General features: G+C 39.0%; 32 protein-coding genes. 28 read left to right on the top strand and 4 right to left on the bottom strand.

Features of this window, described 5'->3' with window-relative positions:
• Nucleotides 1-4 precede the first annotated feature (4 nt).
• The 17 genes from MKY18_RS11995 (at nucleotide 5) to MKY18_RS11915 (ending at nucleotide 10,717) form a co-directional block, all read left to right on the top strand.
• On the top strand, nucleotides 5-853 hold the full coding sequence (locus MKY18_RS11995) for a hypothetical protein (protein ID WP_065098486.1): 849 nt from the start codon (nucleotides 5-7) through the stop codon (nucleotides 851-853).
• Nucleotides 854-937: 84 nt separating this feature from the next.
• Nucleotides 938-1,174 carry a hypothetical protein gene (locus MKY18_RS11990; protein ID WP_223252819.1) on the top strand — a complete coding sequence of 79 codons (237 nt, stop codon included), beginning with the start codon at nucleotides 938-940 and terminating at the stop codon, nucleotides 1,172-1,174.
• A gap of 371 nt (nucleotides 1,175-1,545) precedes the next feature.
• Nucleotides 1,546-2,001 carry a hypothetical protein gene (locus MKY18_RS11985; protein ID WP_260406754.1) on the top strand — a complete coding sequence of 152 codons (456 nt, stop codon included), beginning with the start codon at nucleotides 1,546-1,548 and terminating at the stop codon, nucleotides 1,999-2,001.
• Nucleotides 2,002-2,274: 273 nt separating this feature from the next.
• The gene (locus MKY18_RS11980; protein ID WP_065098484.1) at nucleotides 2,275-3,033 is read left to right on the top strand and encodes a hypothetical protein; all 759 of its coding nucleotides are present in this window, start codon (nucleotides 2,275-2,277) and stop codon (nucleotides 3,031-3,033) included.
• A 47-nt stretch (nucleotides 3,034-3,080) separates the two neighbouring features.
• Nucleotides 3,081-3,323 carry a DNA-binding protein gene (locus tag MKY18_RS11975; RefSeq protein ID WP_065098483.1) on the top strand — a complete coding sequence of 81 codons (243 nt, stop codon included), beginning with the start codon at nucleotides 3,081-3,083 and terminating at the stop codon, nucleotides 3,321-3,323.
• Between the two features lie 70 nt (nucleotides 3,324-3,393).
• Nucleotides 3,394-3,771 (top strand): DUF2750 domain-containing protein, encoded by a 378-nt coding sequence (locus MKY18_RS11970; RefSeq protein ID WP_065098482.1) that lies wholly within the window; start codon nucleotides 3,394-3,396, stop codon nucleotides 3,769-3,771.
• A gap of 24 nt (nucleotides 3,772-3,795) precedes the next feature.
• Entirely contained in the window at nucleotides 3,796-4,416 is a 621-nt protein-coding gene (locus MKY18_RS11965; protein WP_065098481.1) for a hypothetical protein, read from the top strand.
• A gap of 64 nt (nucleotides 4,417-4,480) precedes the next feature.
• Nucleotides 4,481-5,086 (top strand): hypothetical protein, encoded by a 606-nt coding sequence (locus tag MKY18_RS11960; RefSeq protein WP_065098480.1) that lies wholly within the window; start codon nucleotides 4,481-4,483, stop codon nucleotides 5,084-5,086.
• Nucleotides 5,087-5,245: 159 nt separating this feature from the next.
• Complete coding sequence (locus MKY18_RS11955; protein WP_065098479.1) at nucleotides 5,246-5,722, top strand: hypothetical protein; 477 nt, start codon at nucleotides 5,246-5,248, stop codon at nucleotides 5,720-5,722.
• A 60-nt stretch (nucleotides 5,723-5,782) separates the two neighbouring features.
• On the top strand, nucleotides 5,783-6,181 hold the full coding sequence (locus MKY18_RS11950) for a hypothetical protein (protein WP_065098478.1): 399 nt from the start codon (nucleotides 5,783-5,785) through the stop codon (nucleotides 6,179-6,181).
• 59 nt (nucleotides 6,182-6,240) lie between these two features.
• Nucleotides 6,241-6,588 (top strand): YxiJ family protein, encoded by a 348-nt coding sequence (locus MKY18_RS11945; RefSeq protein WP_185107033.1) that lies wholly within the window; start codon nucleotides 6,241-6,243, stop codon nucleotides 6,586-6,588.
• Nucleotides 6,589-6,606: 18 nt separating this feature from the next.
• Entirely contained in the window at nucleotides 6,607-6,984 is a 378-nt protein-coding gene (locus MKY18_RS11940) for a hypothetical protein (RefSeq protein ID WP_065098476.1), read from the top strand.
• Nucleotides 6,985-7,037: 53 nt separating this feature from the next.
• Complete coding sequence (locus MKY18_RS11935) at nucleotides 7,038-7,907, top strand: alpha/beta hydrolase (protein ID WP_065098475.1); 870 nt, start codon at nucleotides 7,038-7,040, stop codon at nucleotides 7,905-7,907.
• A 75-nt stretch (nucleotides 7,908-7,982) separates the two neighbouring features.
• Complete coding sequence (locus MKY18_RS11930; protein ID WP_065098474.1) at nucleotides 7,983-8,339, top strand: winged helix-turn-helix transcriptional regulator; 357 nt, start codon at nucleotides 7,983-7,985, stop codon at nucleotides 8,337-8,339.
• 325 nt (nucleotides 8,340-8,664) lie between these two features.
• Entirely contained in the window at nucleotides 8,665-9,297 is a 633-nt protein-coding gene (gene hxlA / locus MKY18_RS11925) for a 3-hexulose-6-phosphate synthase (RefSeq protein ID WP_003216301.1), read from the top strand.
• Nucleotides 9,294-9,851 (top strand): 6-phospho-3-hexuloisomerase, encoded by a 558-nt coding sequence (hxlB, locus tag MKY18_RS11920; protein WP_185107031.1) that lies wholly within the window; start codon nucleotides 9,294-9,296, stop codon nucleotides 9,849-9,851. Before hxlA ends, hxlB begins: the two co-directional genes overlap by 4 nt.
• 140 nt (nucleotides 9,852-9,991) lie before the next feature.
• Complete coding sequence (locus MKY18_RS11915; protein WP_185107029.1) at nucleotides 9,992-10,717, top strand: DsbA family oxidoreductase; 726 nt, start codon at nucleotides 9,992-9,994, stop codon at nucleotides 10,715-10,717.
• Nucleotides 10,718-10,750: 33 nt separating this feature from the next.
• Here MKY18_RS11915 and MKY18_RS11910 read toward each other — a convergent pair whose 3' ends face one another.
• Nucleotides 10,751-11,851: a GntR family transcriptional regulator gene (locus MKY18_RS11910; protein ID WP_185107027.1), complete on the bottom strand. Its 1,101-nt coding sequence runs from the start codon at nucleotides 11,849-11,851 to the stop codon at nucleotides 10,751-10,753.
• A gap of 273 nt (nucleotides 11,852-12,124) precedes the next feature.
• On the opposite strand from MKY18_RS11910, the gene MKY18_RS11905 reads away from it, so the two are divergent.
• The 4 genes from MKY18_RS11905 to MKY18_RS11890 all read left to right on the top strand — a co-directional run bounded on the left by MKY18_RS11905 (nucleotide 12,125) and on the right by MKY18_RS11890 (nucleotide 17,309).
• Nucleotides 12,125-13,750, top strand: coding sequence for an FGGY-family carbohydrate kinase (locus MKY18_RS11905; RefSeq protein WP_185107025.1), 1,626 nt, complete (start codon nucleotides 12,125-12,127; stop codon nucleotides 13,748-13,750).
• Entirely contained in the window at nucleotides 13,744-14,448 is a 705-nt protein-coding gene (locus MKY18_RS11900) for an L-ribulose-5-phosphate 4-epimerase (RefSeq protein ID WP_065098468.1), read from the top strand. The genes MKY18_RS11905 and MKY18_RS11900 overlap by 7 nt, the downstream gene beginning before the upstream one ends.
• 17 nt (nucleotides 14,449-14,465) lie before the next feature.
• Nucleotides 14,466-15,887 carry an L-arabinose isomerase gene (gene araA, locus MKY18_RS11895; protein WP_185107023.1) on the top strand — a complete coding sequence of 474 codons (1,422 nt, stop codon included), beginning with the start codon at nucleotides 14,466-14,468 and terminating at the stop codon, nucleotides 15,885-15,887.
• Between the two features lie 81 nt (nucleotides 15,888-15,968).
• On the top strand, nucleotides 15,969-17,309 hold the full coding sequence (locus MKY18_RS11890) for a sugar porter family MFS transporter (RefSeq protein ID WP_106066932.1): 1,341 nt from the start codon (nucleotides 15,969-15,971) through the stop codon (nucleotides 17,307-17,309).
• Nucleotides 17,310-17,539: 230 nt separating this feature from the next.
• Here MKY18_RS11890 and MKY18_RS11885 read toward each other — a convergent pair whose 3' ends face one another.
• Nucleotides 17,540-17,719 carry a hypothetical protein gene (locus tag MKY18_RS11885; RefSeq protein WP_268508477.1) on the bottom strand — a complete coding sequence of 60 codons (180 nt, stop codon included), beginning with the start codon at nucleotides 17,717-17,719 and terminating at the stop codon, nucleotides 17,540-17,542.
• 33 nt (nucleotides 17,720-17,752) lie between these two features.
• The gene (locus tag MKY18_RS11880; protein ID WP_065098464.1) at nucleotides 17,753-18,070 is read right to left on the bottom strand and encodes a hypothetical protein; all 318 of its coding nucleotides are present in this window, start codon (nucleotides 18,068-18,070) and stop codon (nucleotides 17,753-17,755) included.
• A gap of 178 nt (nucleotides 18,071-18,248) precedes the next feature.
• Between MKY18_RS11880 and MKY18_RS11875 the strand changes: the two genes are divergently transcribed.
• The 5 genes from MKY18_RS11875 (at nucleotide 18,249) to MKY18_RS11855 (ending at nucleotide 21,598) form a co-directional block, all read left to right on the top strand.
• Nucleotides 18,249-18,542: a CotD family spore coat protein gene (locus MKY18_RS11875; RefSeq protein WP_003216648.1), complete on the top strand. Its 294-nt coding sequence runs from the start codon at nucleotides 18,249-18,251 to the stop codon at nucleotides 18,540-18,542.
• Nucleotides 18,543-18,593: 51 nt separating this feature from the next.
• Nucleotides 18,594-19,160, top strand: a complete 567-nt coding sequence (locus tag MKY18_RS11870) for a GNAT family N-acetyltransferase (RefSeq protein WP_223252821.1) — start codon at nucleotides 18,594-18,596, stop codon at nucleotides 19,158-19,160.
• 19 nt (nucleotides 19,161-19,179) lie between these two features.
• On the top strand, nucleotides 19,180-19,734 hold the full coding sequence (locus MKY18_RS11865) for a delta-aminolevulinic acid dehydratase (RefSeq protein WP_065098463.1): 555 nt from the start codon (nucleotides 19,180-19,182) through the stop codon (nucleotides 19,732-19,734).
• Between the two features lie 159 nt (nucleotides 19,735-19,893).
• Nucleotides 19,894-21,306 (top strand): polysaccharide deacetylase family protein, encoded by a 1,413-nt coding sequence (locus tag MKY18_RS11860; protein WP_106066934.1) that lies wholly within the window; start codon nucleotides 19,894-19,896, stop codon nucleotides 21,304-21,306.
• Between the two features lie 100 nt (nucleotides 21,307-21,406).
• Nucleotides 21,407-21,598 (top strand): hypothetical protein, encoded by a 192-nt coding sequence (locus tag MKY18_RS11855; RefSeq protein ID WP_003217441.1) that lies wholly within the window; start codon nucleotides 21,407-21,409, stop codon nucleotides 21,596-21,598.
• A gap of 52 nt (nucleotides 21,599-21,650) precedes the next feature.
• Here the strand turns inward: MKY18_RS11855 and MKY18_RS11850 are convergent, their stop codons facing one another.
• Nucleotides 21,651-21,782 carry a hypothetical protein gene (locus tag MKY18_RS11850; RefSeq protein ID WP_003217310.1) on the bottom strand — a complete coding sequence of 44 codons (132 nt, stop codon included), beginning with the start codon at nucleotides 21,780-21,782 and terminating at the stop codon, nucleotides 21,651-21,653.
• Nucleotides 21,783-21,932: 150 nt separating this feature from the next.
• On the opposite strand from MKY18_RS11850, the gene MKY18_RS11845 reads away from it, so the two are divergent.
• Both MKY18_RS11845 and MKY18_RS11840 read left to right on the top strand, forming a co-directional pair.
• Nucleotides 21,933-22,358 carry an NUDIX hydrolase gene (locus MKY18_RS11845; protein ID WP_185107021.1) on the top strand — a complete coding sequence of 142 codons (426 nt, stop codon included), beginning with the start codon at nucleotides 21,933-21,935 and terminating at the stop codon, nucleotides 22,356-22,358.
• Between the two features lie 32 nt (nucleotides 22,359-22,390).
• Complete coding sequence (locus MKY18_RS11840) at nucleotides 22,391-22,807, top strand: Imm1 family immunity protein (protein WP_185107019.1); 417 nt, start codon at nucleotides 22,391-22,393, stop codon at nucleotides 22,805-22,807.
• Nucleotides 22,808-22,816: the final 9 nt, after the last annotated feature.

Below are 22,816 nucleotides of genomic sequence, written 5' to 3'. Positions count from 1 at the left end.
ATTATTGATAAGTAAAATAACTACAGAGAAAGTAATTGATTTTCCAAAAGAAGATCTAATTTATTTTAATGTTGGAAGAGATGAGAAAATATATAAGGTATTTCTTATTGATGATCAACTAATACTTCAAGTAGTCAAGGATCATATTATTATAATGAATAAATCATTAAATGAACTTGATTCTGATAGCTATATTTATTTAATACAAGAAATAAACGATACCATTGTCATTGTGTTTGAACAAGATTATATATGTAAAATAAATTTTTTAGATTTAAAACAAAATAATATGGTAGAAATATGTTCATTTTTACTAGGTGTTAATACATTTCATCTGGATGAAAATGGATTATTATGGATTGGTATGTCAGAAGAGGGGATATTTGATGAATTAAATCCTAAGGGTAAAGGAATTTACTGTATTAACTTAATTATAGGAGAAATGTTATTTGAGGAAGAATTTAAAGGGATAATGTATGAATGCTCTTCAATACAAACTCTAGGTTCAGAACTATACACTAGCTATGAAGAAGAGCAAACAATTGTTATTTCAACTTTTTCTTACGATTTAAACCCTGAAAATCAGTCATGTCAAAAAAAGAAAATGTACCACCTAGATAGAAAAGAATACAGGTACTGTGACCAACTATATGTTTCTGAGAGTCAAATCTTGTTATTTAATAATATGGAAAATAAACAGTATGCTTTTAAAATAGTTGACGATGAAATGTTTATTATGAAATTATTTTTAGATGGAATTGATCCCTCACAGTGTGATCCTACTTACAAAGTAGTTGGAGAATATCTTTATATTTTGGTAGAAAATAAGCTATATAGAAGTAAATTAATTTAGTAGTAAGAATGTCATGAATTACTTTTAGTATTAAATTTAAAACCCTCTCTAGGAATTAGGGAGGGTTTTATACTGGAGGAAAAGTTGAAGAAAGTTAAATTAAACACGCTGACCAAAGAATCTATCGCAGATATCGAAAAAGAGATATCAAATATCGCACTGAATCTAGTGAAAGAAAAACAAGCAAAATTTAAAGATTTAGGTTTACGATCAATGCTGAATTTGGACGATTCGTATATGGAAAAAAATGTAGAGGGAGAGAAATTCAAGTCTCAGATTGTTTTACAGAAGGATATCATTCATCCATATATTTTTCAGTAGATTACCTAAGTGACGAAGAGTTTCATGATGGTGAAGAAGGTGATCAAGGTTATTGTATAGACCATCTTGATATTTGGATTTGTGTATCCAATAATCTCGTGAGCAAAAAAGGATATTTAATAGAATTTGAAAATGAAGCAGATTTGTGGGGAATGATTTTACCATTAATTGATGAACTTTATGAAGAAGCAACAGAAATTCTTCAATTTCTAAGCAGCTAGGATTTTTTCAACCGGTCTAAAAGGAAGAGAAATGGTGCTTCAATGGGAACAATATAAAGTAGAGCATTTGCAGTAAAGAAAGCAAAGGAATAATATAAGCAAACATTCAAGGCCAAGGTGATTAAAATTTTATTAGGAGGCTTATAAGAAGTGTATTTGAAAAATATACAATTAATGTCAGACGACGATCGTGGAATTTTAGCTAGCCAATCCCTTTGTGTGACAGAAATGTTTTTATGGGAATTAGGTAAAAGAATCCAAAAGAAAAATTGTGAAGCTATTATTTTGATATGTGGATCTTTTAAAGACTACAAATTAATTAGTACCTCAAAAGAAGAACCTAACATGTTATTTTTAAAAAATACGTATGAGCTAGAAGTACCCTTTTGTTACAGTGAATTTGAAAATGCAATAAATAAGAAAAAAATCTTAGCAGAGACTTTGGAAAATGGGCTGCTCTATCTGTTTGAACTAAAAAAATGGGACAGTCAGCTAGTCAAAGCGACATTTAAGAAAATGAAAGAGAAGGAATATAAAGCGGAGATTAAAGGGAAAACAAAACTAAGTCCCGATAAAAAAAGAAAGCTTACCCACTTATCGAATTAGATTTAAATCAGTTTACTCTTTATCTTGTAGTTGAAGATAATAAACGAAATATCTTAGATAAAAAATTAATTGCTGAAACCGATACCTACTTAGAAGAAATTTCTTATCATCTGAGAGAGCTTAAATGGTTAACGGATCATGAAGTGGCACTTTTCAAACGTGCAAATAAAACAGTTTATACAAGTATACGTTTATCGTGATATAGCGAAATGAGAATAGCATACATAACACTTGATGAAATAAAGAACGCAATATATAAGGAGTGTATTCTAAATGGGCTTTTGGGAAGAAGAACATAAGAAAAAGAACATCATGATTGGTGATGACGGACTAGATATTTTTGAAGAAGCGATCGAACAATTTTATGAAATGACTGAGGAACATTTGGAGAGAAAGCCAACGATTGATGAGATGCTTTTGACCATCCTGACGGTCTTAAACAATGGAGGCAGTCACTATTTTGATGATTTAAATGAGAAAGAAGTAACGGATATTAAAGTAACAACTAAAAAAGCAAAAACTTTATCTAAAATAGAACCAGGAGCTATTATTGAACTCCCATTAGAGGACATTGGAAAAATGAGCTACGCTTTAATCATTTCAGGTGAGGGAAAAAATCAATATGATGATATTTTAATCCAATACTATGATTTGTTTGTTGATGAAAGAATAGAAAAAAGTGAGTTAAAACAATTGATGAAAAAAGAGAATGGATTATTTGTTGCAAATTCAGGTTTGACAGGCTTTTTAAATGGTTCATGGAAAGTCATCACAAAAATAAATCAAGATTTTATAAAAGAAGAGGATCTACAAAATCTGAAATTCGTGGAATACCGAGATGGAAATTATTACGTGAGCGAGGGAAAAGAAGGTTCCATTGCACCTGTTATGGACTTAGAGATTGCTGATTCAACAACGGCTAAAATGATATTTAACCCGATTGGTATACTTAGCGAATACACTATTAAAAGCATTCTTTCTTTATATTTTAAAGGTATGTCAATGGAGGATATTATCAAATATGAAATATAGGCAGTTTACAACGTGAAGTGAGTGTTGAGTAAGGAATGATGTAATTAATGGACGAACTAAAAATGCTAGACTGTTTAAATAAAATACGAAAAGTCTTAGAGGGGACGATTACCAGAGAACAAGTATCTGATTGGGCTGAAATTTACATTTCTGCAGACGATCCAGAAATAGCCGATGATCAAGTTTGGGATATGTTGATTCTTTTGAGTGGAATTGATTTGAAAGATTCACCTCATTCTTACTTGCATTGTGCAGATGATTTGAATGACTGGATAGAAAAGTACCAATAGTTCCTATATATCAGCTTGCTATATTCTTATGGCTAAGGCTCAATCTAAATAAAAGGAGTGACGCTTGTCCATGCATCCGAAAGAATTAGAAACCACCATCCAATTACCTGCGAAAAAACGTTATGACTATTTCATCAAAAAGATTGTTGATTTTGAAGAGGTTTGGTCATTAAGAAACGAGAAGGGATGGGTGATGTCAGAGGATGAATATGGTGTAACGCAGCTTCATTTTTGGCCGACAAAGGAGCATGCCGCTTATTGTTCGATTGAACCATGGGGAAAATCTATGCCAGAAATGATTGATTTAGACGATTTTATAGAAGAGTGGCTGCCGGGAATGATAGCAGATGGAATCAATCCGTCCATTTTCTATAATCGAAATGATTCGGTGTCAATTGAAATTCAAACATTAAAAGAAGATATAGAGGAAGAATTAAAAAATTACTAGTTCGACAAGAGTGGAGGTAGTTGTTTGAAACGGCTTGAAGACTTATTTATTCGTTCAGAAAAAGAATTCAAATTCTATAAGAATTTAGTAGACCATGTGTTTGACACAAATAAGATGCTGCCACAACAAGTCTTCCGGAAGACATTTGATTGTTTTTTGTTTCAAGAGTTTGATTGGGCATTGAGTGATGATATTTTACCAACCATAAAAGAGTTATCAGCTGTTACACAAGATAGAGAATTTTTGACTGCAGTCCTTCAACCAGATCCAGCCGAATATTATTTGAAGGAATTTGGGTATTATAATTGGCTGAAAGCGAGTGTGGATATTACAGGTGAGGATTATGTAAATGCACTATGGACGCACCCAAAAGAGTCAATAGCGGATGATATCATAACGAATTCATACATAGTGATCTGGTTATCGCATTCTTTGCAGTGGGCGATTTGGGCAGATAGAGATATGGAAATTTGTATCATTGGGATGGTATCAACAAAAGATTCTGTGCAAAATAGGTTATTAAAAGAAGGCTGGAAACCACTGAATCACCCTGTTTTAGCAAATTGGCTTGAAGGATTATTGAAGGATCAAAAAATATTCGATGACTATTTCACTCAAATGCTATCTCATTATGCGTCATGTTAAAGCGGTGAAATGGAGTATTAATGACTGATGATAGACCCATCCGAAGATATGAAAGGAGCGTAAAGTGAAACATTTGTTTATATCCGATCCAAAAGAACTTGAACATGTTTTATTGTTTGTTCATTCGCTCGTTCACAGTACAAAAACATTCCCTGATCAAGTGTTGAAAACGAACCCCCCTCATTATTTATTCGAAGAATTCCATTGGTTGTTATCAGATGATAGCTGGGAAATGTTAAAAGGTTTAGCTTTGAATCATCATGATGACTATATACTCATGGCTGTATTAGATGAGCAGAAGAGCATGGATGATTATTATCGTGATTTTGGTTATTATCCTTGGGTGAAAATCCCATTAAACCTCACGCCAAGTGATTACCTTGATCTCTTAACGGATTATCCGATAGAGAGTGTAAATGATAGCATGATGGATATTGCTTCACGTGTGATATGGGTTTCCCCTTCTGCAAAATGGATCATTTATGGCGAAAGAGGTTATGAGATAGGAGTATTAGCGATTCATCAATTAGAACAGATGAATAAACAATTGTTAAAAACGTGGAGAACTTTAGATGAGATTGTATTAGATTGGATTTCAGTTGTATTTCCGAATCAAAAACTTCCTGATGATTTTAGAAAAGAACTTATTCGAAATTATAAAACTAAATAATAAATTTTACATATATCTACATGTTCTATGTATTTGAAGATAAGGTTATTCATTGTAAATATAAACACGAACACTGACTGGAGATTATGGTCAGATTTTGATAGTGTAGAATATTTTTAGTTTCGTCTGATGTTTTAAATTGATGAGGTGGAGCAAGTAATGAGAATCGTATTAGCAAATGAGAAAAATTTATTCGAAGTAAATGAATTAATGAAGAAAATCAATTTAAACGTAGAAGAGTATCATTGGGTCATAAGTGATGTGACACTCACAATGCTTCATGATCGGCAAAATCAATCCCATTCAGAAGTAATGCCAGATTATACGGATTTTTTATTTCTGAAGGGTGAACATTTCAAAAAATTCTTACATGACTATTCCTATTCTTTTATTTTCGCTGTTTTGACCGCATTGCCTCGTCATGTAGATCATTTGAATATCAGTTCAATACCTCAAATTGAAGATAATGAACGATATTGGAACGTGAATTATACACCCGTTATTCCTCAAGCTGTGTTTGAAATCGGATTTTTTGATTCGACAGATGTTATTTTTACAGGAGATCAGAATATCTTAAGCAAATTTCGAAAAAAAGCGGACTTTATTTCATTTGAAGAATATTTACAAACTCCGTGACAAGATAAGAATAGAGTTCATCCTGAAAAAATAGGGGAATACGTTAGGGGAGTGAATGAGTTGTTTAGCAGTATAGAGAAATGGATCGATTATTTAGATGGTGTCTGTGATGTACTGGCACTCTCATTTGATTTTTTTAGTAAAGAACTAGTCATAAGCATTAGTATAACTGAAATAAATGATGCTCGGCATCATGAATTGCGATTTATGAATGTGGCAAGTCTTTATTATAATGGGGGTGAAGGTAATGATAGATTTGAAGAATTGATACAAGAAGAGATGAATTGGCAAATTTTCGAATGCAGTTACCATCCTCAAGGGATAGGGAACCTTAAAAATGAACTACTTGAAGAATTTGAAGCAAATGCAAATTTTCTATTTAACATCAATGGGATGTTACTCGCAATAGAATCGAAAAACGTATGTTTCGACTCACAGGAATTTATTTGCAGTGTATAGGAAGATCTCATTAGCGTCTAAATAAGAATTAAAAACATTCAGAGAATGGGGAAAGATCCATGAAAATCAGCCGTGATAAACAAGATTTATTCGATGATTTAAAACAACGTTATCAATACTTATTAGATTATGCTTATCCAGATGATATCGTCTCTTTTGAAGAGGAAACTGGTATATTTTCAGATGATTTTTATATGTTTTTTTCACTTGTTGTAGGCAGCTTAAGTTATGTGGTCGATCATAAACGAATACCGAAAAAACAGTTAAACGTGCTGCGTCAGTCATTTGAAGAGCAATATCCCCAAATCAAATCGTATCAACATATCCTTGAATCGTATCCTTTATTGCATTCCTATGTTCAATACCATGAAGAAACAAGAAAACGAATCATTGCACTTATACAATAACCTCTTGGAGGACAAACGATGACATGGTTTCTAAATGAAAAAATCCAGAAACAAATCCCTGATTTCAATATCAACCATCTAAAGCAAATCAATGAATTTCACTACTTTAAAGAGTATAATGAACATTACGACTTGATCAACTGTATTGTTCTACACATCCCATATGATTCCCCGAATCTGCAAGCAGACATTCATCTGAAATTCACCAATGTCTCTTCTGTTCAAATCAAAGATTTGGAGTTAACAAATGATGACTATATTTTATTGGACATTCAGCTTTTGGATAGAGGCTGGGAAAACATCAATTACTTTGTCGAAGACTATGAAGAACAGTATTTTTCTTTTTATTGTGAAACGGTTCAAGTCATACAAGTCGTTTCAAATGAATCGGGCTAGTCTCTCTACATATGTGCGAATCATGCTTCTCCATCCCAACATAGAAAGGTGCAATGACATTGAATCGAATGATGAAATGGTTTTTATTTGCGGCAGTCATCGCTGGCTTATTGGTATGTGCATTCTTTGTGTTCCGCTTCAACCAGCCTAAGCCGACGACAAACATCCATTATGCAGACACACAAAACAAACAGCAAACACTCGATATGTACATGCCAAAGGGCAAAGATGAAGACAAAAAGAAGAAGCACCCAGTCATGATCTATCTCCATGGCGGCGGCTGGACAGGCGGAGATAAGAATAGAGTTGCTTCAAAGGCGGATTATTTTACTGGTCAAGGGTATGTGTTTGTTTCGATGAATTACAGGCTTCACCCTGATGCCAACTATGAGCAGATGGCAGATGATACGGCAAACGCCATCAAATGGGTCAAGGATCATGCAGATGAGTATCAAATTGACTCATCAAAAATCAATGTCATGGGTCACTCAGCGGGCGGTCATTTGACAGCACTGGTGGCCACAGATTCGACTTACTTAAAGCGTGTGGGACTGTCGCCAAAAACGATCAATTCCATTGTTGTTCTAGACGGACCGTTAAACCTCAATCAATTTATACAAGCCATCCCATCGTACAAAAAAGTCTTTGGCAAACAAGAGGAGAATTGGACAAAGGCATCACCTGTCACTTATATGAATCAAAAGAATGTACCTCCAGTCTATTTGGTTACAGGCTGGCAAAATCCTGAGGTGTACCGATTTGCAGAAAAACTGAATCATGATAAAGGTTCTAAGTTTGTCTTTCGGGTCCATTCGCTGAGCCACAGTGACTTGAATAAATGGTTTGGATCAGACAGAGCGCCAAAAGAAGCACAAAAAATGACAGAGGCTGTCATGTCTTTTGTGAATAAACAGAATCAATAACGAAGACCGTATGCTCGACAATCTAATTTGCCGCAGTATATGATAAAGCGTAAATGGTTTGAACCAAAGGAGTGTATGTTGTTGTCATCACGTATGGAAAATAAAGTGTTCAATTGCGAAAAAGAGCTGACGCTGAATATTATCGGCGGTAAGTGGAAAATGCTGATTTTATGGCACCTTGGCAGAGAAGGGACAAAACGATTTGGTGAGCTAAAGTCGTTAATGCCTGGGATTACGCAAAGAATGCTTGTCAATCAGCTAAGAGAATTAGAGGAAGATCATATTGTGCATCGGGAGGTTTATCCTGTCGTTCCGCCAAAGGTTGAGTATTCACTCACAGAACTAGGAGAAAGCTTAATGCCGATTTTAGAGTCGATGTATGATTGGGGAAAACAGTATCTCGACAGCAATTTTTTAAAGGATGATAAATAGAAAGACTACCGTTGTAGACAAAGAGCTAAAATCACTTTATTTTAGCTCTTTGTCTTCTTTTCAGCGTGATTTGAAAACCTTTGCAGTATAGGAAAGGCGGCATCACAACATAGACCTGACACCGAATGCGAGGGTTTGTCCGCGCGCTGAGATACTGGTCGAAAGACAGTATCTTTTTTGTAACCATATGCGAAAAAGTATAGTATGTAAAAAAAAAGTGCGTACTTGGATTGCTTCCATCCTGTTGTTATACTCATTTCATCGTTCAAGAAGCCCTATTCACGGAGCTCTTGAAGATGAGATGAAAAAACGGGAGTGAATGTTCATGAAATTACAATTAGCATTAGATTTAGTGAATATACCAGAAGCGATTGAGCTGATCAAAGAAGTAGAAGGATCTATCGATGTAGTCGAAATTGGAACACCTGTTGTGATCAACGAAGGCTTGCGTGCCGTCAAAGAAGTCAAACAGGCATTTCCAAACTTACGTGTACTCGCCGATCTGAAAATTATGGATGCGGCCGGCTATGAAGTGCAGCAGGCATCCGAAGCTGGAGCAGATATCGTGACCATTCTTGCAGCGGCAGAAGATATGTCCATTCAAGGAGCGGTGAAAGAAGCGAAAGCAAGAGGGAAACAGATTTTAGTGGATATGATTGGTATCAAAGATATCGCTGGCCGGGCAAAAGAGCTGGATGAGCTAGGAGTCGATTATATTTGTGTACACACAGGCTATGACCTGCAAGCGGTTGGACAAAACTCATTTGCTGACCTTATGACCATTAAACAAGTCGTCAAACAAGCAAAAACAGCCATTGCAGGCGGAATTAAGCTTGATACGTTACCTGAAGTCGTGAAATTAAACCCTGATTTGATCATTGTCGGCGGCGGTATCGCAAGCCAGGACAATAAAGCAGAAGTGGCCGCACAAATGAAGCAGCTGATCGCACAATCATGAAGACCAGTGACTATGTAAAAGCCATTTTAAATGAGCTTTCTGAGCACTCGCCCGCTATTCAAGACGATCAAGCAGAGCGGCTTGTTTCAAGCCTTTTAACTGTAAGAAAGGTCTTTGTGGCAGGTGCTGGCAGGTCTGGTTTGATGGGAAAATCATTTGCCATGAGACTCTCGCATATTGGAGTCAAGGCTTATGTGGTCGGTGAGACCAATACACCTTCCTTTACTGAAGAAGATCTCTTGATTGTGGGGAGCGGATCTGGCCGAACAGAGACTTTGCTTGTCCTTGCAAAAAAGGCGAAAGCAATTGGCGGAAAAGTGGCAGCTTTCACGCTTTCTGCTGAGTCACCTCTAGCTGATCTATCGGATAAAGTCATCTTACTGTCAGGTGCACCAAAGGATCAACAGGAAGGAAGCCATCATACCATTCAGCCAATGGGCTCGCTATTTGAGCAAGCGCTACTTCTGACATACGATGCGGTCATTTTACGTTTAATGGAAATGAAAGAACTCGACACACATACAATGTACGGTCATCATGCAAATTTAGAATAGTCATTTTCAAAGCCTTTCCTTTCTTAGAAGGAGAGGCTTTTTCATTTGAATCTAGATCAGAATCTTGACATAACCGATTTGTTGTAACTATAATTGTTACATCGTTAAAGAAAAAGCGTAAACACGGAAGGAAGATGAACATGAAAGTACAAATCTGGTCAGATATCGCCTGTCCTTTTTGTTATATAGGAAAAAAACAACTAGAAACAGCGCTTGAACAATTCCCTCAAAAGGAACAGATAGAAATCGAGTTTAAAAGCTTTGAACTTGATCCACATGCACCTGCTCAGGTCGATTATGATGTCCATGATATGCTCGTCAAAAAATATGGAATGAGCCGCAGCCAGGCCATGGCAATGAATGAGCAGGTGAAGCAGGCCGGCAAAGAGAAAGGAATCGATTTTCAATTTGATCCACTTGTGTTGACTAACACCTTTGATGCCCATCGATTGGCGCAATATGCTGGTCAAATGGGGAAAGGCGATTTCGTTATGGGAGAGCTGTTTCAAGCATATTTTACAGATGGAAAGCATGTTGGCGATCGTCAAACCCTTTTAGACATTGCAGAAAAAGCAGGTCTTGATTTGCAGGAAGTACAGCAAATTTTAGGTGGCGAAGAGTTTGCCGATCATGTCCGAAAAGACGAACAAGAAGCGAGGCAGCTTGGTATTCATGCTGTTCCGTTTTTCTTGATCAATGACAAATATTCAGTGGCAGGTGCACAGCCAGCCGATACCTTCCTCCGTGCTCTTGAAACGGCTTGGACAGAAGATTCAGCTCAAGCTGAGAAAGCGGCTGCCAATTCATTTGAAGCAGCATGTGCAGATGGCGTATGCGCAGTGCCTACCCCTAAAGAAGAGATCTAATCATATAAAAAATGAGCCTTCTCCAAAAAGGGCTCATTTTTTTCTTGCATTCATTTGTTTGATCGTTTCACCAGGAACCAATTCAGGTGCATAAAAGGTTTGATGAGGGAGATTCTTTTTCCCTTGCACCTTTTTAATCATCCAGTCTGCTGCATCCCGGCCCATTTGCTCCTGAGGGTGCGTCAGTGTTGTTAGCTTCACATTGGCATTTTTCTGGGCAATATACGAATTGTCCTGTCCAATAATGGAAAGATCCTCTGGAATGGACAGACCGATGTCACTGCATACATTGGCAACTTCTAATCCAACCTCATCGTTATAGCAAACAAGGGCAGTCAGCTCATGCTGATGCTTTAATAAGAAAGTTTTAATATCATCCCCCAAATGCTGCTTCGATTCTGTATCGAAAAAGATTACGTGCTCAGGCAGGAAATTAAGCTTGGCTTCGCCGAGCGCTTGAATATAGCCCTTCATTCGGTACTTTCCCTGTAAATCATCTGTTTTTGAAATGAGCCCGATTTGTTGATGTCCCGAGGTGATCAGCTCTTTTGTGGCTAAATAACTGGACTTCACATCATCCAAACAGAGAAAAGGAACCTCTAACTGCTCATAATAGGCATTGATCATAATGAGCGGTACATCCTGTTCTTTAAAAGATAAGTAGTACGAGATGTTCGGATTATATAAATTACTTTTCGTCGGCTCGACAATGAGTCCGTCCACACCAAAGGACAGCATCATTTCGAGCGCTTTTTTCTCCTGTTCTACATCATTATTTGTACTCGCCAGTAACAACGAATAGTTCTCTTCGTTTAATCGGCTTTCAATGCCTCGAATGATGGAAGGGAAAATGTAATCGGATATGTATGTCGTGATAACCCCAATCGTTTTCATATGCGCATGTCCCGCAGGCTTTGTTTGATATTGATTGGTCACAAATGTGCCTGAACCTTTCTCACTTCGCAAAAAACCTTCACTCGACAATTCTAAGATGGCCTTTCGAACGGTATGCCTGCTCACTTGATACATCTCCTGCAGGCTTGATTCAGTTGGAATACGTTCCCCGATCCGGTAATCCCCTGTTAGTATTTTGCTTTTTATATCATCGATAATGATCTGGTACTTCTTTTTCATCGTTTCACTTCTTTCTCAGTTGATCATCTACTCGGATTGAGAAGAAATTGTATGGACATATTTTAACATGGTTGTCGAATCAAAAACAGGCGCTTTCCCTTTCTGACGTTTCAGCTTTAGAAAAGTGCAGGTTTTTGTCATATTGTGTATGTACAACTATATTTATTATTGACATATGTACGTACAAATATTATATTGTGAATGTGCACATAGAATCAATGAATCTAGAAAACTAAAATTGAAACCGCTACCAATCATGGAGGTGAACGCAGAATGAATCATGAAGAGACGACCAAAGCCTTAAAAGAAGGACGGACATCTTTAGGGATTGAATTTGGTTCAACACGAATTAAAGCCATTTTAATAGATGAAGCGTTTCAGCCAATTGCCCAAGGTGCATTTGAGTGGGAAAGTTCTCTCCAGGAAGGAATTTGGACGTACAACTTAATTGATATCATTACAGGTCTTCAAGTAGCGTACCGAGAGATGAAAGAGCAAGTCGAGCAAAGGTATGGCGTGACCATTCAAACCATTGGCTCAATTGGGGTATCAGCTATGATGCATGGCTATGTGGCATGTGATCATACAGGAGAGGTCCTCGTTCCGTTTCGCACATGGCGGAACGCAACAACCATTGAGGCGAGTCAAAAACTGACGAATGTCTTCCAATTTCATATTCCAGAAAGATGGAGCATTGCCCATTTGTATCAAGCCATATTAGAAGAAGAAAAACATCTTTCCCGTTTAGAATATATGACCACTCTATCAGGATACATTCACTGGCTTTTAACAGGAAAGCAGGCCATTGGCATTGGAGATGCATCTGGCATGTTCCCAATTGATGAACAAACGAAAGATTACAATGAAGAAATGCTCCATCAATTTGAAGACTTGATCGCAGAAAAAGGCTATCCGTGGAAGCTCCGTCACCTTCTGCCGCATGTTTATTTAGCAGGCGAGGAGGCTGGCGTGTTAACGACAGCAGGAGCAGCCATTTTAGATCAAGGCAAACACTTACAGCCAGGGATTCCATTTTGCCCCCCGGAAGGTGACGCCGGAACGGGCATGGTGGCAACAAACAGTGTAGAAAAACGGACAGGGAACATTTCAGTTGGGACATCTGTTTTTGCCATGATTGTGCTAGAGCAGGAGCTAAAGGGTGTGTATCCAGAAGTGGATATGGTCACAACGCCGGACGGACTGCCAGTTGCAATGGTTCATGCGAACAACTGTACAAGTGACTTAAATGCTTGGATGAATATCTTTAGAGAGGCATTTGACGCACTAGGCGTGCAAGTGTCGTCAGAAAAGGTATACGAAGCCTTATTACAGCAGGCGTTAGAAGCAGATCGAGATGGCGGCGGGCTCTTAAGCTATGGCTATTATTCTGGTGAAAATATTACAAGACTGCCAGAAGGAAGACCTCTTTTTGTCAGATCAGCTGAAAGCCGCTTTAATCTGGCTAACTTCATGCGTACCCATCTTTTTTCTGCTTTTGGCGCAATGAAAATAGGGATGGACCGTTTAAAAGAACATGAACAGGTTGCGATTGATCGGTTATTAGGGCATGGAGGGTTATTTAAAACACCGCTCGTTGGTCAAAAAATGGTGGCAGCAGCGCTTGATACACCTGTATCAGTCGTTTCTACTGCGGGAGAAGGCGGTGCGTTTGGAATGGCTGTCCTCGCTTCCTATATGGTCCATCATCAAAAGCAAACATTGGCTGAATTTCTCACGCATCAAGTGTTTGCCCATACATCAGAAGAACTGATAGAACCCGATCCACTTGATGTCAAAGGCTTTGGCGAATTTTTAAAGCGCTATCAAGACGGCCTTCCGATTGAAGAGGCGGCAGTAGCATATCTGATGTCAAAGAAAGGAGTGACAACCGTATGTTAGAACGCTTAAAAGAAGAAGTATACGAAGCCAATTTAGATTTGCCGAAATACGGACTTGTGAAATTTACATGGGGTAATGTCAGTGCGTGTGATCGTGACAGCGGTCTATTCGTTATTAAGCCTAGCGGTATAGCGTATGACCAATTATCAGCAAAAGACATGGTTGTGGTCGACTTTGACGGTGAAGTAGTGGAAGGGGAATACAGCCCTTCATCAGATACTGCCACACATGCTGTCCTTTACAAACACTTTGAGGAAATTGGCGGTATTTCACATAGCCATTCCATGTGGGCAACCGTTTGGGCGCAGGCAGGTCTCGATTTACAGGCAATGGGCACAACACATGCCGATACATTTTACGGCGCTGTTCCGTGTGCTCGATTTCTGACAGAAGAAGAAGTGAATCGTGGTTATGAGGTAGAAACGGGCCGGCTGATCATCGAAACGTTTGAGAAAAGAAACTTAGATGTGATGGCGGTGCCGGGTGTATTGCTTCAAGGCCACGGCCCATTTACGTGGGGGGAAGATGCAAAAAGTGCGGTCACAAACAGTGTGATTTTAGATGAAGTCGCCAAAATGAATTTGTTTGCAAAGCAATTAAATGAATACGCGGAGCCTCTTCCGCAGCGAATTTTAGATAAACATTACTTAAGAAAACACGGAGAACATGCGTATTACGGACAAAAACCTTCAAGATAAAGAAAAGAGGGATTTCTATGTTAACAAGTCAACATAAAGAATGCTGGTTTATTGTCGGATCACAGCATTTATATGGAGATGAAGCACTGCAGAAAGTAAAAGCAGATGCACAAAAAATGACGGATGCCTTAAATGAGAGCGGTTTACTTCCTTTTCCAGTGATCTTGCAGGAGCTAGCTGTCAGTGCGGATCAAATCACAAAGCTGATGAAAGAGGTCAATTATCGTGATGAAGTTGTCGGCGTCATGACGTGGATGCATACATTTTCACCGGCAAAAATGTGGATACGCGGGACCAATCTTTTGCAGAAGCCTCTTTTGCATCTTGTCACACAGTATTATGAAAAGATTCCGTGGGACACGATCGATATGGACTATATGAATCTTCATCAATCTGCACATGGAGATAGAGAATATGGCTATATCAATGCGCGCTTAAATAAACAAAACCAAATTGTTGCCGGTCATTGGTCTAAGCCGGATGTGCAGCAGCAAATCGCTGATTGGATGGACGTGGCGTCTGCTTATCATGAGAGCTTTCAGATTAAAGTAGCTAGGTTTGGTGACAACATGCGCCACGTGGCTGTAACAGAAGGCGATAAAATTGAAGCCCAGATTCAACTAGGGTGGACTGTTGATTACTTTGGCATAGGCGATCTCGTCGAATATGTGAATGCAGTAGAAGAAGCAGAGGTAGATGCATTATTTGCGGAATATTTAACACAATATGATGTGGATTATGGAACGTATTCAGTTGAAGATTGGGAAAAAAGTGTCAAGGAGCAAGCACGATATGAGATTGCCATCCAACGCTTTTTAGATGAAGGCGGCTACAATGCCTTTACGACGAACTTTGAAGATTTACATGGAATGAAGCAGCTGCCAGGACTTGCGGTACAGCGGCTGATGGCAAAAGGGTATGGCTTTGCCGGGGAAGGCGATTGGAAAACGGCTGCGCTGGACCGGTTATTAAAGGTGATGAGTCATCATCAATCCACTGGTTTTATGGAGGACTACACGTATGAAATGACCTCTGGGCAGGAAGCAGTGCTGCAATCTCATATGTTAGAAGTAGATCCGGCGCTCGCCCATACGAAACCTGTCATTGTCGTATCTCCGCTTGGAATCGGAAACAGGGAAGATCCAGCTCGCCTTGTGTTTGATGGAAAAGCAGGGGAAGGTGTTGTTGTTTCTATTGCTGATTTTGGGACTCATTTCAAATGGCTCATACAAGAAGTCGAAGCCTTTGAGCCGGAGGAAGCAGCACCTCATTTACCGGTTGCACGTGTGCTCTGGAAAATCAAGCCGAATTTTCAGGACGGCGTCAAAGCATGGATTAAGCAAGGCGGGGGTCATCATACAGTCGTATCCCTCAATTTAACGGTTGATCAAATTGTTCATTTTGCAAAGCTTGTGAGTGCAGAGTATGTGGTTTTATAGAAGGGTGAAAGGTCTTCTACTGAGTGCAGTAGAAGCACGGGATGAAATGAAAGCGGTTAATTAAGTGAGGGGGTCATCCACTTGGAGAAAAAAGTGTCAAGCAAATTTATCTTCTTTTTCGGGTCCTTTGCAGGCATCTTATTCGGATATGATATTGGTATTATTGCAGGGGCAGAAGGACATATTCAGCAAGAATTTCAGCTCAGCCCATTATGGCTTGGAATTGTCGTCTCTTCATTAATGGGTGGGGCGATTATCGGCTCCATTTTAAGCGGTCTGTTAGGGGATAAATTTGGCCGCAGAAAGCTTATTTTGGTCTCATCCGTTATCTTTTTTGTCGGAGCGATCGGATCAGCTATCGCACCAGAAGAGATTTCATTAACCATTGCACGTATCTTTTTAGGGACAGCCGTAGGAACAGCCTCATCTTTGGTGCCGGCATACATGTCTGAAATTGCTCCTGCTAAAATCCGCGGGAAATTGTCTGGGCTCAATCAGCTCATGATCGTAAGTGGACTATTGCTGAGCTATATTGTTGCATTTGTGTTTGAACCTGTTCCAGACAGCTGGCGCTGGATGCTCGGTAGTGCCGCTTTATTTGCCATCGTACTTTATATTGGTATGCTGAAGCTTCCTGAATCTCCGAGATATTTAATTAAACACGGAATGGCTCATAAAGCACGGGAAGTATTAGGATCACTGCGCTCTTCTGATGAGGAAATTGAAGCAGAGATGCAGGAAATTTTAGAAGTCGCGAAAGAAGAACGCTCTGGTATTCGCGAATTGTTCCAAAAGAAATTCAGAATGGCTCTTTTCATAGGGGTTGGGATGGCGACCCTTCAGCAAATTCAAGGGGCGAACTCCATTGTGTATTATGCAACGAGTATTGCTCGGAATGTAGGGCTTGCACCTCAGGTTGCCGCAGGTTTTACAGTCATTGTCGGTGTCATTTTTGTCGTCACCACCGTGATCTTTTTACAATTTGTTGACCGATTCGACCGCCGAACGATTCTCACCGTAGGGGGAACGGGCATGGCCCTTTCTTTCTTTGCACCAGCCGCATTAGGTGCAGTTGGCGTGAGTGAAGGGATTTTAAACTGGGTGACATTGATTTCACTTTGCTGCTTTATCTTGTGCTACGCCTTCTCATGGGCACCGATCACGTGGATCATCATCGGCGAAATCTTCCCGCTTTCTGTCAGAGGTATCGGCGCAGGTATTTCATCTGCCTTTAACTGGACGGGATCGTTAGCCGTTGGACTCGTGTTCCCTATTCTGGCAGACCAATTCAGCTTTGGTGTCATTTTCTCCTCATTTGGTGTCATCTGCTTAATCGGACTATTGTTCACCCGCTTTGTACTAGTTGAAACAAAAGGAAGAAGTTTAGAGCAAATCGAAACCGATATGGCAGCACGAGTATAAAGAAAACCCTCGCATTCGTTGTCAGTCCTGCGTGCTGGTGCTCACGAATGTCGAATTCGCTCCGCGCCAGTACTCGTCCTTCCTAGGGCTGCAAAGGTTTTCTATCACGCTGAAAAGAAGACAAAGGGCTAAAATTAAGATCATTTTAGCCCTTTGTCAACAATCTGAAACCCACTATCCTATGGATAGTGGGTTTTTTACTCAAGCATCTGTTTTAGCTCATCTGGCAATCAATCAATCAATTGATCATAAGAAGATAAATCAAGCACTTCAAGCAGCGCATAATATTTTGCATAAACCTCACTCAGCTGATCAGGATGATTCGTTTCATATCGATTCAAATGCATTTGAGTCAGTTCAAGTGCAATGTCTAGCTTGTTTCGTTCGATTGGTTGTGTCGTATTGATCATATCGTTCACCTCGTGTTTGATGATGAGTGAAGGTTATGGGGCGGTACCGCAGCTAACCTTATATTCATTTTCCTCGACCTTTTTCGAATAGCAGACAGAAGGTGTCATCCCTGTTTCACTTTTCCAAGCCTGCCAGTAAACATCATAAAGCTGGCCATACTCAGGATCTTTGTACTTCGTTTTTTTCAAAATAGCAAAATAGCTTTGGTAAGGGTATCCTTCTTGGTAAATTGATTTCCGGATAGCGCCTTTTTCGGTTGAATTTGTGAAGATCATAGGTGATAGCATTGGAAGAGCAATAATGATGACAATAAATATCATGAATAAAAAGAGTTTATGTTTTGTTTTCATAGATGTCCTTTCTGCGCAAGATATCATTTGTATAATATGTTAAAAATGACCTTTTGTAAAGAAAGAGAAAACGAGATAAATAGTGGATTTTTTAAAAAATAGACAAGCATCTAATCACGAATGACGTTTCTTACATACGATAGAGTGTAAGTGAAAGACAAATTGAAGGGGTGTTGAGATGAGCCGGAATCGATTAGATGATTTTTTCTTTGGGCCTCGCAGAGGAAACCATGGAGAAGATGAAACGGTTGTTTTCCCCACACGTCAAATTGTCAACACAAGAACGAATGAACAAACCATTAGAAAAATTCATCCAACGCATATCACAAACGTCAATAAAAACATCAAAAGAATTGAAAACTACTATCCTGTCACTGAGTCGACTCATAACGAGTATATCGTGAAAGAATACGATTGCGGCAGTGATATCAAAAACCCTTGCTGCCGTCCAGTGAAACGCTGTAAGTGGTAATGAAGGGGGCATCCTTTTAAGGGATGCCTTTTTATTTTCAGGAGAAAAATTTTGATCAAAATCTCCTTTCAAGATAAAATTGGAAGTATCAATCATTCTGTTGGGGGCGATGTTCTGAATATTCGATTGTTAATTCCAGATGATGCTGAAGAATATGCCGCGTTGAGACTAGAAGCACTACGATTACATCCAGAGGACTTTGCGATGAGTTATGAAGAAGAGCAAATCGGTACAATAGAAAAATACGCAGCTCGTTTTGCTTCGGTACAATTTACGTGGACCTTTGGCGCCTTTGATCAAGGGAAGCTTGTGGGTATGGTCACGCTCATCCAAGAAAACTTACAGAAATTAAAGCACCGAGCGAATGTGGCGGCGATGTATGTTACAGCGGGTGCCCGCGGAAAAGGAGTAGGCAAGGCCTTGATAATGGAAGTTCTTTCATTCGCCGGAAAACGACACGACATCGAGCAAATGTATTTATCAGTCGTGACGACCAATCACTCAGCCAAACGCTTGTATCGCTCTATTGGATTTGAGTCATACGCACTTGAAGAAAAGGCACTAAAATGGCCTGATCATACATATGTAGATGAGGAAAAAATGGTTTTATTTTTATGATAGTCTGGAGGAGATAAAAGTGGATCAACAGACCATACGCATCATGTTAGCAGCAGGACCAAATAGTGAGCTGGAATCTTTTGCGCTGCGTGCAGCACTTGAAAACTTCGGCGTAAAAGTCGATATGCAATGGATCGGAAGACCAAATGACCTGATCAATGTGTTATCTGGAAAAAATAGAGGAGAAATCGATTACATTCTTCTATCGTTTCATGGGGAAGAAGGAGCATTTCTCATGCCAGAATTAGGGGAAGATGTATACGAAGATGGAGAGCCTAGAGGCGCTGCTTTTGGAGCGGATGAAATCAAGCAGTATGCTTCATTAAAAGGGGTTCACGTTATTTCTACAGGTTGCACACTAGGTGAGAAAAAATTAGCAGATGCCTTTTTAGAAGCAGGTGCCATGTCCTATATAGCGCCGGATGATTACATTGATGGAGATGCGGCATTTATCTTTGTATTGACCTTGCTTTATGAGCGCTTAAACAATACAAAGACGGTCAGAGCGGCTTTTGATCGAGCGAGTTCGATTGATGAAGAAACGAAATTATTTCAACTATATATGCAAAAATAATGTTAGGGCTGAGAAATCAAGCCCTTTTTCTATTCCTCTTTTAAATTGTGTCTAAAGTGTGACAAGTTTGTTTTATGAAAACTAAATTGGGTTCACGCAAAGTCTATCCTACAAACACACGTCATCAAGGCATGACGCCATCACGAGAGGGGAATTATTGTGTCAATGAAATGGAAAATCAGTCTCGTCCTATGCGGACTTGCAATCATCATCGGAATTGCTGCATTTTATCATAATCAGCAGGCAAGTGGGACGGAGAAGAAGAAGGTAGAACCAGATGCGAGCTATAAAGAAGTGGAAATAGTCACCCTCGTGAATGACGGGAGATACATGAGATATGCAGTCAACTATCCGGTGTTTCATCAAAAAAAACTAGATCAAGAGATGAAAAGATTTGCAGAAACAGCGTTAGACAAATTCAAAACATCATTTAGCGAAGCGAGCGATGTCGATGAAGAGAATCGATACGAATTAAATATAGATTACGAGATTATTCATTATGCCAAGCAAACCGTTGCGATTAAATTCAATACATATGAATTGAAAGGCGGAGTAAAAGGCGCACATCAAACGAAGTTGTTCAATTTTGATTTCAAGAAACAGCATTTTTTATCAATAGATGATTTATTTTTATCAAAGAAAGAAAATCTGCAAAAACTGTCACATATGACATTTGATGAATTAAAAAAAGATCGCGCTCTTGCTGAAAATGAGCATTTGCTCAAACAAGGAACGTCTCCTGCGGCAGAGCATTATCAATATTTTGCCATCAAGGATCGTTTTATTGAATTCTACTTTCCAGCAGGGCAAATCGCACCAGACAAACAAGGCCCTCAAGTGCTGGCGATTAAAAAAACAGTGCTTAAAGGAATGTTAAAACCAGAATATATCAATAAAGAAAAGAACAAAAACGAGAAAAAAGAACCAATTCCAAAAAGAAAAATCGTAAAACTGCCAAAACAGTCAGCATTCAACCTAAATCAAAAAGCCATTGCCCTGACATTTGACGATGGACCAAATCCATCAACGACTTCAAAAATTTTAACAGCTTTAAAAGAAAACAAAGGACATGCGACATTTTTTGTATTAGGCAGCAGGGTTCAATATTACCCCGATATGCTAGGTGAGATCAGAAAGGGTGGGAATGAAATCGGAAATCATTCCTATAGCCATCCTTTACTCACAAGACTGCCATTAAAACAAGCCGTCAAACAAGTAGAAGAGACCCAGCAAATCATTGAAAAAGCTGGCGGGTTCACACCGACTCACTTTAGACCGCCATATGGAGGAACAAACGGGCAAATTAACGCGGCTGTCAACATGAAAGTCACGCTTTGGGACGTAGATCCTGAAGACTGGAAATATCGCAACAGCCAGTACGTCGCGAGTTACATTCTCACACATGCGTCTAGCGGAGAAACCGTCTTAATGCACGACATCTATGACACCTCGGCAAACGCAGCTGTCACGATTATCAAGGAATTAACCAAACAAGGATATCAATTATTAACAGTTTCAGAGCTTGAGCAGTGGAAGGAAGCCCGGGCGAAGAAAGGTGAATTGAATACGTAATGATCATGCGAATCTTAGTGGATTCGCATCTTTTTTTAAAGCCAATTATGAAAATAAAGGGAAATGATGTTAAAATGAGTGTGGAAAGGGAGGGCTTCGGATGGTATTGATGAGGTTGATCAGCCTATATATGCTGACAGCGTTTTGTTTGGGTTTTATCGTCAATTATGTACCTGGTTTGATGCTGCCCATTTATATTCTTGCGATGATCGGGCTCATTTTATGTCTCGTTCATATTGCGCTGCATTATATTCGTCGAATCAGATATATGTTGCTTCATGAAAAACGGTAAGAATTCTCTAATTGCTTTCTCTAAAAAACTTCCCTCTAAATGAGAGAAGTTTTTATTTTTTCGGTTTTTGATGTTCTAACAGTTGTATGATTTTCTCGTTTGACTCTTTCATTTGTCTTAATAAAGAAACGATATTCCCAGTAAACCCAATGAGGACAATAAGTAAAATGATGATGATCCACATGCTGTGGCCTCCAATCTGCCCACGAATGCTGTTTTGCCCCTTATCCATTATCTTATATCAAGGATACATTATAATGAATGTATTGAAATGAACAGTTCGTGCTATTTATTCGACAATTGATGTAAACAGAGAATGATTGGGGAGATTTCTTTGAAACGAGTAGACGTAGTATCAGCTATTATTTATGATGAGCAAGAAAATATGTTAATGGTCAAAAATGTAAAGGGATATTGGGAAGTTCCTGGTGGTGCTGTAGAAAAAGGAGAACACCTGCATCAAGCCGTGATCCGCGAGGTGAAAGAAGAGACAGGGTATGTTTGCAAAGTAAATGAACTTCATTCGGTTCGAGAAGCATACTTTCAAGACAAAAAGCATCATGCGCTGATGATCACCTTCTTTGCAGAAATCACCGGAGGACAAATGAGTATTCTCGATCCGGATCATGATATCAAAGAAGTAAAATGGGTCAGCAAGCAAACTTTTCAAAAGCTAAATCCCAAGCTATATAACTGGCTAAAATTAAACGAAGAACCACAAGCTTTTTATCAATTTGAAGGAAATAGAACAGTTGGTTAACAAGTTGATATAGGTATGAAGGAGAGATATGGATGTTTTTATACTACGGCCCCACAGGAGCTCCAGTAGAAAATCCGGGAGAAGAATTCATGAAAAGAATTTTCTTTCAGGAGGGTGAAGATTATTGGAAACAAGGTAACGGGGAATCTTCTATTGAGATAGAAGAAGAGTGGGAATGTGAAAGTCTAGTTTTCTTTTATACGGAACCGTATGGGTTCTTGATCATGAGGTATCCAAATTTTTTGGTTCCTTTTAAAAAGGGAGAAAAAATTGAAACGATCGAGCATTTGGTTGCAGGAGCCCCATTGTATATGCCGTCGTGCAGCTACATTAATCGGGATCAAGCATATCAAATCGTTCATCATTTTTTGACGACAAAAACAGTTCCTGATTTTGTTGAATGGGTCGAGTTGAGGGATATTGATTTTCAGAAGGATATGAAAAGTTAGGGGCGCAAG

It is taken from the genome of Bacillus sp. FSL R7-0672, from assembly GCF_038601465.1.
GTDB classification, from domain to species: domain Bacteria; phylum Bacillota; class Bacilli; order Bacillales; family Bacillaceae; genus Bacillus; species Bacillus pumilus.
The sequence above is the reverse complement of the archived record's forward strand: the minus strand, read 5'-3'. Positions and strand labels throughout refer to the sequence as shown.

Bases quoted from the DNA above. Each gene is read 5' to 3' on its own strand.
- MKY18_RS11980 (WP_065098484.1), top strand. From the start codon at position 2,275: ATGGGCTTTTGGGAAGAAGAACATAAGAAAAAGAACATCATGATTGGT.
- MKY18_RS11975 (WP_065098483.1), top strand. From the start codon at position 3,081: ATGGACGAACTAAAAATGCTAGACTGTTTAAATAAAATACGAAAAGTC.
- MKY18_RS11970 (WP_065098482.1), top strand. From the start codon at position 3,394: ATGCATCCGAAAGAATTAGAAACCACCATCCAATTACCTGCGAAAAAA.
- MKY18_RS11955 (WP_065098479.1), top strand. From the start codon at position 5,246: ATGAGAATCGTATTAGCAAATGAGAAAAATTTATTCGAAGTAAATGAA.
- MKY18_RS11945 (WP_185107033.1), top strand. From the start codon at position 6,241: ATGAAAATCAGCCGTGATAAACAAGATTTATTCGATGATTTAAAACAA.
- MKY18_RS11940 (WP_065098476.1), top strand. From the start codon at position 6,607: ATGACATGGTTTCTAAATGAAAAAATCCAGAAACAAATCCCTGATTTC.
- MKY18_RS11935 (WP_065098475.1), top strand. From the start codon at position 7,038: ATGACATTGAATCGAATGATGAAATGGTTTTTATTTGCGGCAGTCATC.
- MKY18_RS11930 (WP_065098474.1), top strand. From the start codon at position 7,983: ATGTTGTTGTCATCACGTATGGAAAATAAAGTGTTCAATTGCGAAAAA.
- hxlA (WP_003216301.1), top strand. From the start codon at position 8,665: ATGAAATTACAATTAGCATTAGATTTAGTGAATATACCAGAAGCGATT.
- hxlB (WP_185107031.1), top strand. From the start codon at position 9,294: ATGAAGACCAGTGACTATGTAAAAGCCATTTTAAATGAGCTTTCTGAG.
- MKY18_RS11915 (WP_185107029.1), top strand. From the start codon at position 9,992: ATGAAAGTACAAATCTGGTCAGATATCGCCTGTCCTTTTTGTTATATA.
- MKY18_RS11910 (WP_185107027.1), bottom strand. From the start codon at position 11,851: ATGAAAAAGAAGTACCAGATCATTATCGATGATATAAAAAGCAAAATA.
- MKY18_RS11905 (WP_185107025.1), top strand. From the start codon at position 12,125: ATGAATCATGAAGAGACGACCAAAGCCTTAAAAGAAGGACGGACATCT.
- MKY18_RS11900 (WP_065098468.1), top strand. From the start codon at position 13,744: ATGTTAGAACGCTTAAAAGAAGAAGTATACGAAGCCAATTTAGATTTG.
- araA (WP_185107023.1), top strand. From the start codon at position 14,466: ATGTTAACAAGTCAACATAAAGAATGCTGGTTTATTGTCGGATCACAG.
- MKY18_RS11885 (WP_268508477.1), bottom strand. From the start codon at position 17,719: ATGATCAATACGACACAACCAATCGAACGAAACAAGCTAGACATTGCA.
- MKY18_RS11880 (WP_065098464.1), bottom strand. From the start codon at position 18,070: ATGAAAACAAAACATAAACTCTTTTTATTCATGATATTTATTGTCATC.
- MKY18_RS11875 (WP_003216648.1), top strand. From the start codon at position 18,249: ATGAGCCGGAATCGATTAGATGATTTTTTCTTTGGGCCTCGCAGAGGA.
- MKY18_RS11855 (WP_003217441.1), top strand. From the start codon at position 21,407: ATGGTATTGATGAGGTTGATCAGCCTATATATGCTGACAGCGTTTTGT.
- MKY18_RS11850 (WP_003217310.1), bottom strand. From the start codon at position 21,782: ATGTGGATCATCATCATTTTACTTATTGTCCTCATTGGGTTTACTGGG.
- MKY18_RS11840 (WP_185107019.1), top strand. From the start codon at position 22,391: ATGTTTTTATACTACGGCCCCACAGGAGCTCCAGTAGAAAATCCGGGA.